Genomic DNA, 17,566 nt, shown 5'->3' on the forward strand with positions numbered 1-17,566 from the left:
GAAAACAATGAAGAAAAGAGATAAATTCCTGCCGTATTGCCTGCCATACTGGGGCGACGAAGAAATTAGCGCTGTGCAGGACGCAATAAAATCAAATTGGTGGTCCCGCGGGCCAAAAACCGCGGAATTTGAAAAGAAGTTTGCCGAATATGTCGGGGCCAAATATGCCGTCGCAGTTAATTCATGCACAGCAGCGCTTCATACAGCCCTTGCGGTCAAGGGTATTGGCCCTGGCGATGAAGTGATAACAACCTCGATGACGTTTTGTTCCACAGTCAACGTAATAACACATTGCGGCGCGACCCCGGTTTTCGCGGACATATCGCCGGACACCGGGCTTATCGACCCTGATGAAATAGAAAAGCGGATAACCGAAAAGACCAAGGCGATTATTCCCGTCCATTACGCGGGGCAGCCCTGCGATATGTCGAGGATAGAGAAGATAGCGGAAAAGCACGGACTCTTTATTCTCGAGGACGCGGCCCATGCGCTCTATACAAAGTGCGGCGACAGGCTTGTGGGGTCAAAGAATACGGCCGCTTTCAGCTTTTACGCCACCAAAAACATCTCGACGGGCGAAGGCGGCATGCTCGCCACTGACGACGAGGAGATCGCCGAAAAGGCGCGCGTATTCACTTCCCACGGCATGAGCAAAAACGCCTGGAACAGATACGCGAAGGGCGGCACATGGCGCTACGATGTTGAGGTTGCGGGCTATAAATACAATATGACGGATATTCAGGCGTCGCTGGGTATCTGCCAGCTTGACAGGCTGGAGTTTATGCAGCAGCGACGTGAATCGCTTTACAGGATATATAAAGAGCGTCTTAAGGATGTCAGGGGCGTAAGCCTTTTGCCGGAGACGACAAACGGCCGCAGCTCAAGACACCTTTTCATAATAAAGATAGAGAAAGACGAACTCAATATAGACAGGGACGAGTTTATCGAGGAACTAAATGCAATGAATATCGGAACGAGTGTGCATTTCATTCCCGTCCACCTGCACCCGTTCTACCGCAAACATTACGGCACAAAGCCGGGTGATTTGCCCAATACGGAGGCGTATTTTGAAAAAATAATCTCGCTTCCGCTTTACCCATCTATGACTGAAGAGGATGTGAACTATGTCGCAGACGCAGTTTGTGAAATTTCGGCAAAACATGCTCGATAAATCGCTTGACCCTTACCGCGAACATCTCAAGAATCACGCAGCGGGTCTTGTCGCCAAGCGTGTTTTTGACATTTTTGCCTCACTGCTGTGTATTATTGTGATGTTCCCGTTTTTTCTGATAGCGGTCGCTATGGTTAAGACCACCAAAGGGCCTGTTTTTTACCGGCAGCTCCGCGTTGGGAAAGACTGCCGCGAACTATACGTCCTCAAACTGCGCACAATGGTTGTCGGGGCCGATAAGAGCGGGGAAATCACAGTGGGCAGCACCGACAGCCGCATAACCCGCGTCGGCAGAATCCTGCGGGCCACAAATTTCGATGAGTTCCCGCAGCTTTTTCAGGTGCTCGCGGGCTCGATGTCGATTGTCGGCGTCCGGCCGGAGGTTCCGCATTATGTCGAACTTTATACCCCGGAGGATTACGCAACCCTGCTTATGAAACCCGGGCTTACCTCGCCGGTTGCCATCGCCTACAGGCATGAAAACGACATGCTGGCGGGCTGTGACGACCCGGAACGCAAGTATGTCGAAGAAATATTGCCCGCCAAGATGAAGCTTAACCGCCAGTATGTGCAGGAGTTTTCGTTTTTGAATGATTTAAAGATAATCGGTCGGAGTTTTAAATGCATCTTTGAAAAAGACGAGATGTTAAACAAACAGAATTAAAAGAGATACAAAAAATCGGCTGCCTCAAAACAAGGCAGCCGATTTTTTTGCGGCGATATGTATTTCTATTCTTCAGCGGGCTTTATCAGCTCCGCGGCGGCTTTTGTGTCCCCGGTCAAAAGGGCCAGAACGCCCTTATATACGATTTCAGGGGCCGACTGGAACTGCTTTTTTATAAGCTCCGCCTGGTCTCTGTCCACAACAAGCAGCTTTATAGACATCAGCGTATCGCCCATGTCATAAGAATTGCAGATAACATTATACCCGCCCGACGGATTTTCCTCGATTTCGACGCGGTTTTCCGACTCGCGCTTGATTTTGGCAAGCAGCTTGACGGCGGTGCCTATAGCCTTTTCCCTAACTGAGGCGGGCAGACGCCTTTCAAACAGCTCCGCAGTTTCAACTCCGAGGCTTGTATTTTTATAAAGCTCAGTATTACCATCTTTTACGATGTCGATATGACCTGAGACTAAAAGCTCATGAAGGGCGCTTGCAAAGGCAAAGTAATTGCAAAGGCCGTCGTGCTGGACAATTTCGTTGAGACTTTTGAATGAGAGTGGCTTGCCGACTGATTTCAGCAGATAGCAGATGAGGATTTTTATTTCACTGATATCTTTAAGTCCTCCCGGTTCGACGCCCTCTATGAATCCGTCACCTGGCATTTTCCGTCCTCCTCATATCTAATACAAAAAGGTAGTATCTATGATGTCTGTTATAAGGGTATCATAATCGGGCTAAAAATAAAAGTGCTTTTTTGCGTCTGAATTATAAGAGTCGGACAATAATGTGCTTTATGCTGTGACGCTGCGATATTGCTGAATAAAATAACCCAACAATGCAAATAATCAAGTGTAATGCTTATGAAGTTAACAAAGCAATCCAAATGCTGAATTTTGACGGTTTAACTTCATAAAATAAGCATAACTACGAAGCGGTTATATAATCCGACTTAAAGGGGTTTAAACATGAAGGACGGATATTATCTCGGTATTGATGTTGGGTCAGTGAGCACTAATATAGTGCTGATGTCGCAGAATGGTGAAATAGTAAAAAAAGCTTACCTCAGGACAGGCGGCAGGCCGATTGATATTTTGACCGCCGGTCTCAAAGACTTCTGCAAAGAAGTATCGGATGAGGAAATCTTAGGTGTCGGAACGACAGGCAGCGGCAGACAGCTTGCTGCGGTAATATGTGGCGCCGATATTGTTAAGAATGAGATAACTGCACACGCTGTCGCCTCTCAGCGTGTAGTTCCGCAGGTTTCGACCATTCTGGAAATAGGCGGTCAGGACTCAAAGATTATTTTTCTCAAAAACGGCGTTGTCTCTGATTTTGCGATGAATACGGTCTGCGCCGCCGGAACAGGCTCATTTTTAGACCGCCAAGCTGAGCGGCTCGGTATTCCCATTGAAAAATTCGGGTCGCTTGCGCTGACGGCAAAGTCGCCGACGCGGATTGCGGGGCGCTGTGCGGTTTTTGCGGAATCGGATATGATACACAAACAGCAGATGGGGCACAGAATAGAGGACATTATTGCGGGGCTTTGTACGGCCCTTGTCAGAAACTATCTCAGCAATCTTGCGCGCGGCAAAGAGATTACCGGTCCGGTAATGTTTCAGGGAGGAGTGGCAGCAAATGCCGGTATCGTCGCGGCGTTTGAGGAAGCGCTGTCCCAGAAGATTATCATTCCCCAGTATTATGACGTCATGGGCGCATGGGGCGCGGCAATGCTTGCCCAGAAAAAGATGGAGAAGAGCGGGGAAAAGACTGCCTTCCGCGGATTTGCAAACGCCTGCGCACACTATGAGACAAACAGCAGGGAATGCGGCGGCTGCGCTAACAACTGTGAGGTCATAGAAATAACCATGGGCGGAAAGGTTGTTGCCCGCTGGGGTGACAAATGCGGGAAATGGTCGAACTTGAGCGCGTCGGCATAAGGGGGCATGTAAATCTGCATGAACGGTTTAAATGGAATAATACATTATATGCTCAGGCAAAGGGAAGACAAAAATGAGCGCACTTCGGCGAAAATAACCGTAGGTTTGCCGCGTGCCATGACATATTATGAGCACGGCAAGCTGTGGCAGAACTTTTTCACGCTGCTTGGATGTAATGTCCGGGTATCGCCCGAAACGAACCGAAGAATACTCGACAGGGGCGTGTCGGTTTGCAGCAACGAGACCTGCCTGCCGGTAAAGGTCATGGCCGGTCATGTTATGGAGCTTGCAGATAAGTGCGACACTGTGTTTATCCCAAGGTATATGAGCACGGCAAAGCATGAGAAGTGCTGCCCGAAACTCTGCGGGCTTCCAGATATGATAAGAATGAATATCAGGGGCAGGGCCGACATTATGGAGGTAATTATCGATGTGGACAAGGGCTATGAAAGGACGAATAAGACACTTGACGAAATTGCTCACCGCCTGAATATCTCCGAGAAAGCGGCGGAGGAGGCCTTTGAGCACGCAGTGAAAAACAAACTCAATGCGGACGCCCGCGCAAGGCTGACAAGCGAGATGGAGATCGGCAGTTTCAATGCATCAAAAACCGTCGCAGTGCTCGGTCACCCATATATGATTTATGACCGGTTTTTGAGCATGAACCTTATTGGCAAGCTCAAGGCCGCCCATCTAAATGTTATTACCCCGGATACATTGCCCCATGATGAACGAATTGAAAGCGCTTACCCTTACTTCGGAAAGAGAAATTTTTATGGCATAGGCAGCGATAACTTGGGCTGCGCCTATATCTGCGAAAAAAATCCGAATGTGGCGGGAATAATATACTTAACTCCGTTTGCCTGCGGGGTTGATTCACTTGTCACCGAGTTTATTTCCCGGAGAATAGGGAACAAAATACCGCTGATGATATTGACTGTTGACGAGCATACAGGCGAAGCGGGTTTTGATACCAGAATAGAGGCATTCCTTGATATGATTTCATAAGCCGAAAACATTAAAGCAATTTAAAATTTATGGAGGGGATTATGAAAATTACATTTCCGCATATGGGCAATGCTTATGTTGCCGTTAAGGTTCTTCTTGACGGGCTTGGGCTCGATTATTACATGCCCCCTGTCGGGAACAGGGCGTCTTTTGAGCGCGGAGTCGAGAATTCGCCGGAATTCATGTGCCTGCCGTTCAAGACGATACTCGGCAACTTCCTCGACGGGCTTGACCACGGCGCCGACACGATACTGTTCGGCGGCGGCAGCGGACAATGCCGGCTTAGTTATTACGGCGATCTTCACAAGGAAATTTTGAAGAGCATGGGTTATAAATTCAACTATATTCACTTGACGCTGAATCACCTGACCTATAAAGAAATCATGGATAAATTGGGCCCTTTTCTGCATGGCAGGACAAAAACAACGGTCACAAAGGCGGTGACAGAAGCGGCGTGGACTGTATTTGCCGTCGATGGGCTGTATAAAAAGGCGGCGCATATCCGGCCGCGGGAAATAAATCGCGGAGAAGCCAACCGCATAATGCAGCACTTTGAGAAACGAGTGCAGACCGAACGCGGTTTTCATAATATCAGGGACGCTATTTTAGAAGCGCGAAATGCCCTTGAAAAGGTAGAACTCGACCCAAATGCAAACCCGCTAAAAATTGGGCTTGTCGGCGAAATCTTTATTGCCAGTGAGCCTTCATGCAATCTTGATATTGAAAAGAAACTGGGCGGCCTCGGTGCGGACGTCTATAATACAATGGGCGTCAGCATGTGGATTAAAAAGCATTTTGTCGAGGCGATAGTGCCTATTCACGGCAGGGATAAAGCCGTCGACGCCGCGCAGCCCTATATGCATATAGATGATATCGGCGGCCACGGGATCAATACGATAGGCAACGCCGCCCTTATGAGCAAAGACGGGCTCGACGGGATAATACAGATATACCCATTCGGCTGTATGCCGGAAATAATTGCGCAAAGCTCATTCCGCGACATTGAGGAGAAATACGGCGTACCCATAATGACTCTTATAGTTGACGAACAGACGGCAGAAGCCGGATATATCACAAGGCTTGAGGCATTCTGCGATATGCTTGAAATGCGCAGGGAGATGAGAAATAAAGCAGGCAAGAAGTTGCTCGGTGCCTGATTTTGACAAATAAAATGCTGTTTTGCTTTTGTGTTGATAAAAAAAAGACATACTGCTATAATATGATTGCAATATTTTATGACGAGGATTGAGCATTTTTGAACTTTTTAGATTTTGCGGCCAATTCAATAAAACCGCAGCATAAAAGTTCTTTTGTAACTGCAATTATTGTAGCGGCCGGAAAAAGCGTCAGGATGGGTATAGGAAAAAGCAAACAATTTATACCGCTTTGCGGTATTGCCGCGATAGCAAGGACGCTTTCTGCATTTGAAAAAAGCAGGCTTGTCAGGGAAGTTGTTATCGTTACGAATAGATTTGACATAATGAAAGTCGGCTCAGTTGTCAAGGAATTCGGATTTGATAAAGTAAAGCACATCGTTATCGGCGGTGAAACGAGACAGCAGTCCGCTGCGCGTGGCTTCAACGCTATAAGCAAGGAAACGGAATTTGTCGCCGTTCACGATGGCGCGCGCCCCCTTATCACATCTTCCTTTATCGATAAGGCGATTGAGAGCGCGTTCGAAAACGGAGCAGCGGCACTTGCGGTCAGGGTTAAGGATACCGTGAAGATAGCAGACAAAAACGGCGTAGTTATATCAACTCCTGACAGGCAGTCGCTTTGGGCTGTCCAAACCCCTCAGGTTTTTGGAGTGGATATATACCGCGCCGCACTGGAAAAGGCACAGCGCGAAAATAAGGATTATACGGATGACTGCCAGCTTGTCGAAGCGTCGGGCGGCCGCGTCCAGCTTGTCGAAGGAGATTATACAAATATCAAGATAACCACTAAAGATGATATCCTTCAGGCAGAAGCAATCCTAAGGGCGAGGGGTGACGCTTTTTGAGAATTGGACATGGCTATGACGCGCACAGACTGGTGGAAGGGCGCAGGCTTGTCCTCGGCGGTGTTACAATACCCTTCGAAAAAGGCTTGCTGGGTCATTCTGACGCCGATGTTTTAGTGCATGCGGTAATGGACGCGCTCCTCGGTGCAGCCGGGCTTCCTGACATAGGCGCCCTCTTTCCGGACACCGACCCTGAATATAAAGATGCGGACAGTATAGAACTGCTGAAAAAGGTATTCATTAAAGTAAAGTCAAAGGGCCTTATGGTCGGCAACATAGACGCAACAATAATCGCCCAGGCGCCGAAAATGAAGCCATATCTTGAGAAAATGAGGGAAAATATCGCCTCGGCATGCGAAACTGCGGCCGAAAATGTCAATGTCAAGGCTACAACTGAGGAAGGCATGGGATTTACAGGAGCGTCTGAGGGAATAGCCGCTCATGCAGTTTGTCTGCTTGTATAAAAAACTACATACGTGTGAATATATTGTTATTTTGTCAAAGGCTGTTGCAAAATTGCTGTTTGCAGCAGTCTTTTTTTGCCTAATTTTATAGAATTGCCGCTGTTGTTCCGTTTATCGATTTCATCGCATACAATGTATAGAGATATGAGCCGTGAGGTGATAAAAGTGAGCGGACAATATATTATTGTAAGCTCCATCACATATGCATATAAAGGCAAGGAAATTTTGGAACGGAAAGGTATCAGGGCCTCGGTTGAACGTGCTCCAACCGAGATTTCGGAATGTGGGTGCCATTATGCCATAAGGATCGGCAATGCCTCATTGGATAGGGCAATCAGGATTCTGGATCATGCGCATATCAAAATAATCAGTGTCGGGGGCGGCAATTATGGTATATCTTGACAACGCTGCAACAACTTATCCAAAGCCTGCATCCGTTGCGCAGGCCGTATATGATTTTATGAAAGATAAAGGGGCAAATCCCGGGCGCAGCGGTCATAAAATGTCTATGGCGGCGGCATATGAGGTATACGCATGCAGAAGCGCCGCGGCGGAGATGTTCAACGCCGACGGGCCGGAGTGTGTTGCCTTTACGCTCAACGCGACACATTCAATCAATATGGCATTAAAAGGTGTTCTTTATAAAAAAGGCGGCCACGTTATAACATCTGACCTTGAACATAATGCGGTTATGCGCCCCCTTTATAAGCTTTCGGAACGCGGGGTGCGTTTTTCAAAGGCATATGTAAGCCTTGACAACGACGATGAAACGGTAGCGGAATTTGAACGCCTGATAAATAATGATACGGTGATGATAGCCTGCACTCACGCGTCCAATGTCTGCGGGAAGATACTTCCGATAAAGCGGCTTGGAAAGCTTTGCAAGAAATACGGATTAAAATTTTTGGTTGACGCATCCCAGACTGCTGGTGTTGTCAAGATAGATATGAAGGAATGCGGCATTGATTATCTTTGCATGCCGGGCCACAAGGGCCTTTACGGGCCGATGGGGACAGGTCTGCTTATTACGTCGGAAGGCGAAAAGCTGCATACGATTATTGAGGGAGGAACAGGGAGCAATTCGGAAAGCTATTCCCAGCCTGATTTTATGCCAGACAGGCTGGAGAGCGGAACACTAAATGCACCGGGCATAGCGGGCCTGCGTGCAGGTATGCGTTTTGCTTCAAAGATTCTTTCCGGCGGCATAGAACTCAGTGAAATGGAATATGCCCGCGCTCTTTATAAATCGTTGTCACAAATTGATGGAGTGGAGCTGTATACACCCTTGCCGGACGATGGGTATGTTCCTGTAATTTCATTTAATATACGCGGTGTTGCAAGCGGTGAACTTGCTTCTGCACTGGACAAATACGGGTTCGCGCTCAGGGGCGGACTGCACTGCTCACCGGCTGCGCATGAGCGCTTTGGAACGCTTCATAGGGGCATGGTAAGGGCGAGTTTTGGCGCGTTTAATACAAAAAGGGATGCTATAAGGCTCTCTGCGGCAGTTGCCCAATTGGCAAAACAGATGAAGAAATAAAATTTTACGCCGCTGAGAAGCGATAAATTTTTGGCGCTGAAATGGTGGACAAGCAGTCGGGGTGATGGAAAATCAAGGCTTCTTTTAAGCAAAAGTAAGTTTGAAACAGCGAAAGCCCTATTATTCATTTAAAATTTATGGTACAATATATACAATATGTGATATTTACTTCGCAAAAATTTGAAGAAAAGCAGTATAAGATATCAAAAATCCAGAAGGGTGCAGTAACTTATGGATTTCATAAATAATTTCTTCCAGTCAATTATCAGTGTAATAAAAACGATTTCCATACTGGATATAATCGATATTATTCTTGTATCGTTCCTTATATATAAAGCGATTCAACTTATCCGCGAGACGAGAGCAGAACAGCTTATTAAGGGTATTATCTTATTCGTTGTGGCCTATTATTTTTCAATGATACTGGGCCTCAAAGCGATGTCTTTTATATTGTTAAACATATTCCAGTTCGGTGTTCTTGCCCTTATTGTGGTATTCCAGCCGGAGCTTAGAAGTGCGCTTGAACACCTCGGCAGGTCAAGTGTCGGCAAATTCAGATTATTTAAAATTGATGATGATAAAACCGAGATTAACAAAATTCGGAATGAAATCTATGCGGTATGCGAGGCGGTTCAGTGGCTGCAAAGGGACCGCATTGGCGCACTTATACTCTTTGAACGCAAAACAAAGCTCGGTGAGATTGTAAAGACCGGCACTATTATCAACGCCGATATGAGCTCCGAAATAATCTGCAACATATTTTATCCTAAAGCACCCTTGCATGATGGAGCAATGATTTTGCGGGACGGCAGAGTTTACGCTGCCGGCTGTTTTTTGCCGCTTTCACAAAATCCGGATTTGAGCCGAGAACTCGGAACAAGGCATCGTGCTGCTCTCGGTATCAGTGAAAGCTGCGACGCCCTTGTAATCGTTGTTTCAGAGGAAACGGGCATTATTTCGCTTGTTCAGAATGGTGTAATAAAGCGCAATCTTAATATAGATACATTGAGAGTAGCCCTTGAAAAAGGTCTGCTTCCTCAAAAACCGCAGGACAAGAAAGAGAAGAAGTCTGCATCAAAGGTGACTGCGAAATGAAGAATAACGTGACAAGACGACTGCTTTACAACAATAAATTTATATTTGTGTCATCTGTCGTTGTGGCTATACTGTTTTGGCTTTTTGTAGTAATTAATGTAAGCCCAGACTATAAGCGTACGATTTACGGCGCACAAATCAGCATAGAGGAGAATTCACAGTCTCTTACGGCCTTGGGTCTCCATGTGGTTGATAAGTCTACCGATAAGGTTAGTATAACAGTAACAGGCCCCAGAAATGTAATAGGCAGGCTGACAGGTTCGAGCTTCAGCGTTACTCCGGTAATTAGTATGATTTCTAAGGCCGGCAGTTATGAACTTAAGCTGAATGCTGTTCTGAAATCGCCGGATAACAGAGTGAGGATAACTAAAATCAGCCCCGCATATGTAACAGTAAAGTTTGATACGATGCAGGTAAAAAATCTGCCTGTCAATGTCCAAGTTGAAGACAACAAAGTCCCCGATGGATATATCATGCAGACTGCAGAATCTAACCCAAAAACAATTACCATTTCAGGCCCCACAAGCGAGCTGTCGCAAGTTGCCAAAGCACAAGCAAAGGTTAAAATAGGCGATAACACCAAAGAAACCACAGTGATTAACAGCAAGATAATCTTGCTTGACAGTGGGGGCAATGAGCTAAATTTGGAGCACATTCAGATGAGCCAGTCATCTGTGCAGATTACTGTGCCGATACTAAAGACAAAACAATTGCCGTTAAAAGTTAGTTTTACAAATATACCAGAAGGATTTGATACGAATAATATCATGTATGAGGTAACGCCCAGCTCAATTGATGTAGCTGGAAACGCTGACAAAATTGACGCTATTAATGAAATAAATATGGGCAGCATTAACTTTGAGGAACTTGACATTACATCAACCAAAATGATGAATATTCCGAATATTGAAGGAATAATGAATATAGAGAACGTGGAGACGGCATATGTAAAGGTGATGCTCAAGAATACGTCTACAAAAATGATGAGCACAAGTAATTTTACAGTTGTCGGGCAGCCTGCCGGTTACAGGGTAACAGTTAAGACGAAACAGATTAAAAATATTAAGCTTTTCGGGCCGTCCTCCGATATAGACAACGTGACTACAATAAACGCAATTATTAATTTGTCCAATGTTCAAAACGGTACAGGGCAGTATGAGGTTCCTGTAACCTTTAAAGTACCCGGCAGGTCGGGCTATTGGGTAACCGGTTCTTACAGCGCTGTTGTAAGTATAAGAAAATAATGATGATTGAATTTTCTCCCAGAAAAGGAAGATTAAATGGCTATTATAGTTAGTAATATAAGAGCAGGACTTTCGAAGAATGAAGACGACGTAATAGACATAGCGCTTTCCAAAATAAAAAGAAGCCGCGGTGAAGCGGTCAACGCGTATATAATAAAAAAGTCAGTTGACGCAAGGCACAAGGATATCAGCATTGTGTATTCAGTTGGTATTGAACTTGTGCATGAGGCAGACGAAAGAGCCGCTGTAGCCGCTGCGAATGACAAAGACGTCAGGTATCGTGCCAAGACGGAATACAGTCTAAAAGTAGGTACGGAAAGGCTGTCTGCCCGTCCTATAGTTGTTGGTTTCGGCCCCGCGGGTATGTTCGCGGGGCTGCTTCTCGCCCAATACGGTTACCGTCCGCTTATTATCGAGCGAGGCGCTCCGGTTGAGGAAAGGGTTGCCGCTGTCGAACGGTTTTGGAGCGGCGGAGCATTTGATGCACACACAAACGTGCAATTCGGCGAGGGTGGAGCCGGCACATTCTCGGACGGAAAGCTGACGACGAGAATATCCGACCCTCGGTGCGACATGGTCATAGATGAATTTGTCAAAAACGGCGCGCCCCAAATAATAAAGCAGGCGGCCAAGCCCCATATCGGGACAGATAACTTAAGAACGGTTGTTAAAAATATCCGCAATAAAATTATCAGCCTCGGCGGAGAAGTCAGATTTAACAGCAAGCTGACGGATATAGAGATAAACGGCGGGAAAGTAAGTTCGGTATTTATAGACGGTGAGAGAACGGAGGCCGGTGCTGTTATATTGGCTCTGGGCCACAGCGCCCGCGATACTTTCAGCATGCTGCTCCAAAAAGGCATATCAATCGTGCCAAAACCCTTCTCGGTAGGGGTAAGAATCGAACATCTTCAAAAGGAGATTGACAAAGCACTTTACGGTGAATTTGCCGGCCATCCGGCTTTACCGAAAGGGGAATATCAACTGTCGCTGAGAAAAGGCGAGAGAGCGGTTTATACTTTCTGTATGTGCCCGGGCGGCCTGGTGGTGGCGGCGGCGTCACAGGAGGGCGGAGTCGTCACTAACGGCATGAGTTATTATAAGCGTGACGGGGCCAATGCTAACGCTGCCCTTGCCGTTTCGGTATCGCCAAAAGACTTTGGGCAGAACCCTGTCGATGGAATAAACTTTCAGGAAAGGCTTGAAAGGGCAGCTTTCGCCGCCGGCGGCGGAGGTTTTCGCGCCCCGTGCCAGACAGTCGGTGATTTTTTGGCGGGGACCAATACCGCTCATTTTGGGCGGGTCGTGCCGACTTATTCTGTCGGGGTAAATCCATATAACCTTGAAAAGTTGTTCCCAAAATATATAACTGAAATGTTGAGGTGTGGTATCCGGGCCTTTGACAAAAAGCTTCGCGGCTTTGCGGCGTCCGATTCAGTTCTGACAGGCGTGGAAACGCGCACGTCGTCTCCTGTCAGAATCCTGCGCGACAATGAAACCTTTGAAGCCCTCGGGGTGAGCGGGCTATACCCCGCCGGCGAGGGTGCCGGATATGCTGGCGGCATTGTCAGCGCGGCGGTAGACGGGCTCAGAACCGCCGAATCAATCATAAAAAAATATGCCCCCATCGACTGAAAATAAAAAAGATAGACTGCCTCCCAAAAACAAGTTGTGGAGGCAGTTTTTTTGCAGAAAAATTTATCAGAAAACTGTAATTGTCAGGATAGGCAACGCCTTTCGGCGATAAATAAAAAAGCCGCATTTTGGTGCGGCTTTTTATGTTGGATTTATGAATGAAACATATTTATGTAGTAAACAATATAAAAACTGAAAATTGTCGAAAGGTGTTATTATGCGTATATTTAATCAAGCAATTTTTATGGGTGAGGGGCATATAGCCCCGTATTTTGAGGGCTGGTATTTCCGCATGGTTTCAGGCAATGGGCGGTCTATATCCGTCATACCCGGGATTTCTTTATGCAAAAATGATTCCCACTGCTTTGTTCAGTTGCTTGACTCAAACGGGCTTATCATTTATAAAAGATACCCGCTCTCGGATTTTGAATACTCAAGGGATAGGTTTCTTATAAAAATAGGCGAAAATTCATTCTCCGATGAGGGTTTGAGAATAAATATCAAAGGCGAGGATTCGGCCTTCGGCAGAGTAGTGTTTAATGACAGGGTACGTTATCCAAAGAGTATCTGGAGCCCCGGAATAATGGGGCCGCTGTCCTATTTCCCAATGCTCGAATGCCGCCATGAGGTAATCTGTGTGAAAAGCAAAGTTTGCGGCGGATTGGCTTTAAACGGCGAGGATATTGATTTAAGCGGCGGAAGCGGGTATATAGAAAAGGATTGGGGTGTTTCTTTCACAGAAAAATATCTTTGGACGCAATCATCGGGCTTCTTAAACCACGACGCGTCGTTTATGCTCGCTGCTGCAATTGTACCGCTAATGGGGAAAAAGATAAACGGGCTTATTGCTTACCTTTATGAAAACAACAGGTTTCACACCTTTACCACCTATGGCTGCGCGCGTGTCCATTCAATGAAATATTGCGGTGATGCGTTGGAAATCGTCGTAAGATCACCGCGGCAGGAACTGACCGTCAGTATTTTAAGGGGAGCAGATTCGCCGCTCAAGGCGCCGTTGGCAGGCGATATGAAAAGGGTAATAACCGAAAGCTGCGATGACACCATAAAGGTGGAACTGCGCGATAAAAACCGCACTATTTTCAGCGATACGGCAACGGAGTCGGCGACAGAAATTTGCGGGGATATGATAGTTTTGCATTAAAATTAGACAGAAATGGAATTAAAAAAATGTTGACATGAGTCGGATAAAATAGTATTATTATACACTGTAATGCTAGAATGTTAAGTAATTATCAAGTATAAAGCAGAACAACTAAAATGGGGTATATATGCTTTTATATAGATTTGATACACAGCTATTGATTGAAGGAAACGGTCTTTCTGAAGATGAAATATACGAAAATATTGTGAAAAACATTGAAGGTGATTGCTTACTCGTCGTTGGCGATGAGAAACTGATTAAAATTCATTTTCACACCAACGAACCTTGGAAAGTGCTTGAGTATTGTGCTTCATTGGGCGATATCCATGATATTGTTATAGAAAATATGGAACGTCAGGCTAATGGTTTTTAAGGCACTTTAATACAGCTTTAATATAAATACCATACATTAAAAAAAGCAAAAACGAAAGGAAGACAAAAGTGAGCAAAGAAATATTTCATGCTGGTGAAAAAGTAAAGCATCCTAAGTTTGGTCAAGGATTCATTCGCATATTGAAACCATTCGAGAAGAGTTTTGTTGAGTTTATCGGAGATAATGGTTCTCATTGTGAATGGGTTAAGAATACTGAGCTTGTAAAAGCAAATTAAAAATAAAAGATGCTGAAAACACGCCCGGTTTACTACCGGGCGTGTTTTGTTTTGCTCAATTCAGAACAAACACTTGAAAACGCTGATTTAATTGCAGCTTAATATGGAAAAATTTTTGTATATGCAGCGCCTTAGTCGGTAACCATAAATCAGAACCTCTCTTTCATGAGAGCGGTTAAGTACATTTTTTCAGAATACAGGGGTGGTCGTATGAAATTTCTAAAACATCTGTGGCGGCTGCTGGTTTTATGGATTTTGCTCGGAATGGGTTATACGACACTGGAATTGCTGTTCAGGGGCGTGACATATGTTCAGATGTTATGGATAGGAGGATTGGTCGGCGTCCTTGTCGGGCTATTGAACGAACATCCTGCGTATTATAACAGGCTGATGTGGCAGCAGTGTCTGCTCGGTACGATTATCACCGATGTAATCGAATTCATTTCCGGCTATGTGCTCAATATAGTCCTTCACCGCAACATTTGGGACTATAGTTCTATGCCATACAATTTTCACGGACAAATCTGCCTTTTTATGACAATAGCGTGGTTTTTCCTTATGTCGTTTGCGATATATGCCGACGATTGGCTGCGGTATAAGCTGTTTGATGAGGAAAAGCCGGAGGGAAATGTTTTGTATAACTATAAAAGGCTGTTTACCGGAAAATGATGAGAAGTAAATGCTATATCTTACAATTGCCCCGGAGCAAACAATATATTGTGTATTTTTATGCCCAATGATATAATAGATGTGGGCTTTTTTTTTATAAAGAATATAGCATACATAAAATAACGGTAAAACAATGAAAACACATCAGGAGGTTCCCATATGCTTGTCAGCGAAATAAGGGATATTTTGGACGCGGAAATTATTACTGGGGCGGATAAGCTCGATACAGAAGTAAAATCGGCTTGTGGAAGCGATATGATGAGCGATGTTCTTGCCTTTGTCAAAGACCAGTCAGTTTTGCTCACAGGTCTTGTAAATCCACAGGTAGTCCGCACAGCAGAAATGATGGATATGCGCTGTATAATATTTGTAAGGGGGAAGAGACCTGACAGTTCTGTTATATCGTTGGCGAACGAACGCGGCATTATTTTGTTGTGTACCAAACACAGAATGTTCGTCGCCTGCGGCCTTTTATACTCTCATGGACTGCGAGGGGGAACAGTGAAGGAATGACGGGGAAAGAATTAAATTCTGACGAGATGCGTCTTTTTTATAATGTGCCCGGAGATGATTTCACGCATGCAGGCGAGGCTTCAGGCAACGTTAAAATGGTACTCAAGCAGCTGGGATTTGACCCTGATGTTATAAGACGGACCACGATATCGATGTATGAAGGCGAAATAAATATGGTAATTCATGCCGGCGGTGGAGAGGCGTCTGTAATCATAACGCCTAAAAGGATAGACATAACGCTCACTGATCATGGGCCCGGCATTCCCGATGTTGAGCTTGCTATGAAGGAAGGCTATTCGACCGCGCCCGACAAAATAAGAGCACTGGGATTTGGCGCAGGTATGGGACTTCCCAATATGAAAAAATATAGCGATGAGCTTGAAATTGAGACAGAAGTTGGAAAAGGCACAACGGTGCATATGGCGGTAGTCGTAAAGAACTGAACTGATAGCTCATAGTAGATAGGGAGGTGGAATTATGAGTGATTTCTATCATTCGGTGACACTCGACAGTTCCCGCTGCAAAGGCTGCATAAACTGTATTAAACGCTGCCCGACGGAAGCTATCAGAGTCAGAAACGGCAAGGCTTCTATTATTCCAGAACGCTGTATTGACTGCGGCGAATGTATAAGAGTTTGCCCTCAGCACGCGAAAAAGGCGGTTTTCGATTCACTTGACTGCTTAAAAGAGTTCAAGTGGAAAGTTGCGTTGCCCGCCCCGTCGTTATATGGCCAGTTTAACAATCTTGATAATATAGATAAAGTTTTGACGGCGTTTAAAAGAATTGGTTTCGACGATGTGTTCGAAGTGAGTTCCGCTGCGGAAATCGTATCGGATTGCACGCGAAAGCTAATGAGCACAGGCAAACTTCCAAGGCCGGTCATCAGCTCGGCCTGCCCGGCTGTTACAAGGCTTATACGAGTGCGTTTCCCGAACCTCTGCCAAAATGTCCTTCCGGTGCTTGCGCCGGTCGAGGTAGCTGCTATGATGGCAAGGCGTGAAGCTGTAAAAAAGACCGGCTTGAAGGCAAATGAAATCGGGATTTTTTTCATCTCGCCTTGTCCGGCAAAGGTTACATACGTCCGCACTCCTCTCGGCACAAGAAAATCTGAAATCAATTATGTGCTGGCGATTAGCGATATCTATCCTAAAATTGCCGGAATAATAAAACACATGGACGACCCCGAGCCGCTGTCCCATTCCGGTATTATCGGAGTTGGATGGGCAGGTTCGGGCGGCGAAGCATCTGCGCTTTTAAAAGAACAGTATCTTGCCGCTGACGGAATAGAAAATGTCATCCAAGTTCTTGAAGAAGTCGAGGATGAGAAGCTCAGCGAAGTAGATTTTATTGAGCTTAACGCGTGCAGCGGCGGGTGTGTCGGCGGTGTGCTTACCGTTGAAAATCCCTATATCGCTAAAGCAAGGCTTCAGCGTCTCAGAAAATACTTGCCTGTCTCCCGCAATCATGTGGACGGGGAAGTGCCTGCTTCCGTAATGTGGACGCTCCCGCTCGAATATATTCCGGTGTTGAAGCTCGATAACGACGTTTCCGTGGCAATGAAAAAACTCATGGCTATTGATACACTTCTGAAGGAAATGCCCGGGCTTGACTGCGGTTCCTGCGGAGCCCCATCATGCCGCGCTTTCTGCGAGGATGTAATACGCGGAATGGCAGACAAGGGCGACTGCATATTCAAGCTGCGTGAGCGGATAAATAAGCTTGTCGACGAGCTTTCGCTGCTTGAGGGGTATCTGCCCCCGCCGTTCAGAAAACCAGACCAACCTGAAGGCGAACAGAAATAACGGCATTATTTTAACCATATTAATCTTAATAACGGCGAGGTAGATTAGTC

The 17,566-nt window shown here is 45.9% G+C and carries 20 protein-coding genes; 19 read left to right on the forward strand and 1 reads right to left on the reverse strand.

All coding sequences use genetic code 11. From position 1 onward, the window contains the following. Positions 1–7: 7 nt before the first annotated feature. Complete coding sequence (locus V6C21_RS00310) at positions 8–1,171, forward strand: DegT/DnrJ/EryC1/StrS family aminotransferase (protein ID WP_034839028.1); 1,164 nt, start codon at positions 8–10, stop codon at positions 1,169–1,171. Beyond that, on the forward strand, positions 1,161–1,835 hold the full coding sequence (locus V6C21_RS00315; RefSeq protein ID WP_045085952.1) for a sugar transferase: 675 nt from the start codon (positions 1,161–1,163) through the stop codon (positions 1,833–1,835). The genes V6C21_RS00310 and V6C21_RS00315 overlap by 11 nt, the downstream gene beginning before the upstream one ends. Positions 1,836–1,900: 65 nt before the next feature. Here V6C21_RS00315 and V6C21_RS00320 read toward each other — a convergent pair whose 3' ends face one another. Beyond that, positions 1,901–2,497 carry a DUF4364 family protein gene (locus V6C21_RS00320; protein ID WP_034839029.1) on the reverse strand — a complete coding sequence of 199 codons (597 nt, stop codon included), beginning with the start codon at positions 2,495–2,497 and terminating at the stop codon, positions 1,901–1,903. 303 nt (positions 2,498–2,800) lie between these two features. On the opposite strand from V6C21_RS00320, the gene V6C21_RS00325 reads away from it, so the two are divergent. The 17 genes from V6C21_RS00325 (at position 2,801) to V6C21_RS00405 (ending at position 17,516) form a co-directional block, all read left to right on the forward strand. Next, a complete protein-coding gene (locus V6C21_RS00325; RefSeq protein ID WP_034839030.1) occupies positions 2,801–3,772 on the forward strand; it encodes an acyl-CoA dehydratase activase in 972 nt (323 codons plus the stop codon). Positions 3,773–3,790: 18 nt separating this feature from the next. After that, positions 3,791–4,780, forward strand: a complete 990-nt coding sequence (locus V6C21_RS00330) for an acyl-CoA dehydratase activase-related protein (RefSeq protein ID WP_479268042.1) — start codon at positions 3,791–3,793, stop codon at positions 4,778–4,780. Positions 4,781–4,821: 41 nt separating this feature from the next. Beyond that, complete coding sequence (locus V6C21_RS00335; protein WP_034839031.1) at positions 4,822–5,937, forward strand: hypothetical protein; 1,116 nt, start codon at positions 4,822–4,824, stop codon at positions 5,935–5,937. A 194-nt stretch (positions 5,938–6,131) separates the two neighbouring features. Next, positions 6,132–6,782 (forward strand): 2-C-methyl-D-erythritol 4-phosphate cytidylyltransferase, encoded by a 651-nt coding sequence (ispD, locus tag V6C21_RS00340; RefSeq protein ID WP_479268043.1) that lies wholly within the window; start codon positions 6,132–6,134, stop codon positions 6,780–6,782. Further along, the gene (gene ispF, locus V6C21_RS00345) at positions 6,779–7,246 is read left to right on the forward strand and encodes a 2-C-methyl-D-erythritol 2,4-cyclodiphosphate synthase (RefSeq protein WP_045085360.1); all 468 of its coding nucleotides are present in this window, start codon (positions 6,779–6,781) and stop codon (positions 7,244–7,246) included. Before ispD ends, ispF begins: the two co-directional genes overlap by 4 nt. Positions 7,247–7,378: 132 nt before the next feature. Beyond that, on the forward strand, positions 7,379–7,648 hold the full coding sequence (locus V6C21_RS00350) for a putative Se/S carrier protein (protein WP_479268044.1): 270 nt from the start codon (positions 7,379–7,381) through the stop codon (positions 7,646–7,648). Continuing rightward, on the forward strand, positions 7,635–8,786 hold the full coding sequence (locus V6C21_RS00355) for an aminotransferase class V-fold PLP-dependent enzyme (protein WP_479268045.1): 1,152 nt from the start codon (positions 7,635–7,637) through the stop codon (positions 8,784–8,786). The genes V6C21_RS00350 and V6C21_RS00355 overlap by 14 nt, the downstream gene beginning before the upstream one ends. Positions 8,787–9,017: 231 nt before the next feature. Then, complete coding sequence (gene cdaA, locus V6C21_RS00360) at positions 9,018–9,881, forward strand: diadenylate cyclase CdaA (protein WP_045085363.1); 864 nt, start codon at positions 9,018–9,020, stop codon at positions 9,879–9,881. Further along, entirely contained in the window at positions 9,878–11,125 is a 1,248-nt protein-coding gene (locus V6C21_RS00365) for a CdaR family protein (RefSeq protein ID WP_045085364.1), read from the forward strand. Before cdaA ends, V6C21_RS00365 begins: the two co-directional genes overlap by 4 nt. Before the next feature lie 36 nt (positions 11,126–11,161). Further along, on the forward strand, positions 11,162–12,760 hold the full coding sequence (locus tag V6C21_RS00370) for an NAD(P)/FAD-dependent oxidoreductase (RefSeq protein WP_045085365.1): 1,599 nt from the start codon (positions 11,162–11,164) through the stop codon (positions 12,758–12,760). 244 nt (positions 12,761–13,004) lie between these two features. Beyond that, the gene (locus tag V6C21_RS00375) at positions 13,005–13,922 is read left to right on the forward strand and encodes a tocopherol cyclase family protein (RefSeq protein WP_479268046.1); all 918 of its coding nucleotides are present in this window, start codon (positions 13,005–13,007) and stop codon (positions 13,920–13,922) included. 127 nt (positions 13,923–14,049) lie between these two features. Continuing rightward, a complete protein-coding gene (locus V6C21_RS00380; RefSeq protein ID WP_034839061.1) occupies positions 14,050–14,295 on the forward strand; it encodes a dihydroxyacetone kinase in 246 nt (81 codons plus the stop codon). Between the two features lie 68 nt (positions 14,296–14,363). Further along, on the forward strand, positions 14,364–14,531 hold the full coding sequence (locus V6C21_RS00385) for a hypothetical protein (RefSeq protein ID WP_479268047.1): 168 nt from the start codon (positions 14,364–14,366) through the stop codon (positions 14,529–14,531). Positions 14,532–14,741: 210 nt separating this feature from the next. Beyond that, the gene (locus V6C21_RS00390) at positions 14,742–15,200 is read left to right on the forward strand and encodes a putative ABC transporter permease (RefSeq protein WP_479268048.1); all 459 of its coding nucleotides are present in this window, start codon (positions 14,742–14,744) and stop codon (positions 15,198–15,200) included. Between the two features lie 159 nt (positions 15,201–15,359). Continuing rightward, positions 15,360–15,713, forward strand: coding sequence for a DRTGG domain-containing protein (locus tag V6C21_RS00395; protein WP_034839073.1), 354 nt, complete (start codon positions 15,360–15,362; stop codon positions 15,711–15,713). Next, complete coding sequence (locus tag V6C21_RS00400) at positions 15,710–16,156, forward strand: ATP-binding protein (protein WP_034839076.1); 447 nt, start codon at positions 15,710–15,712, stop codon at positions 16,154–16,156. The genes V6C21_RS00395 and V6C21_RS00400 overlap by 4 nt, the downstream gene beginning before the upstream one ends. Before the next feature lie 34 nt (positions 16,157–16,190). Continuing rightward, entirely contained in the window at positions 16,191–17,516 is a 1,326-nt protein-coding gene (locus V6C21_RS00405; protein WP_479268049.1) for a [Fe-Fe] hydrogenase large subunit C-terminal domain-containing protein, read from the forward strand. The last annotated feature ends 50 nt before the right edge of the window (positions 17,517–17,566 follow it).

This window comes from [Clostridium] cellulosi (genome assembly GCF_036762875.1).
Lineage (GTDB): Bacteria > Bacillota > Clostridia > Oscillospirales > Ethanoligenentaceae > Ruminiclostridium_D > Ruminiclostridium_D cellulosi.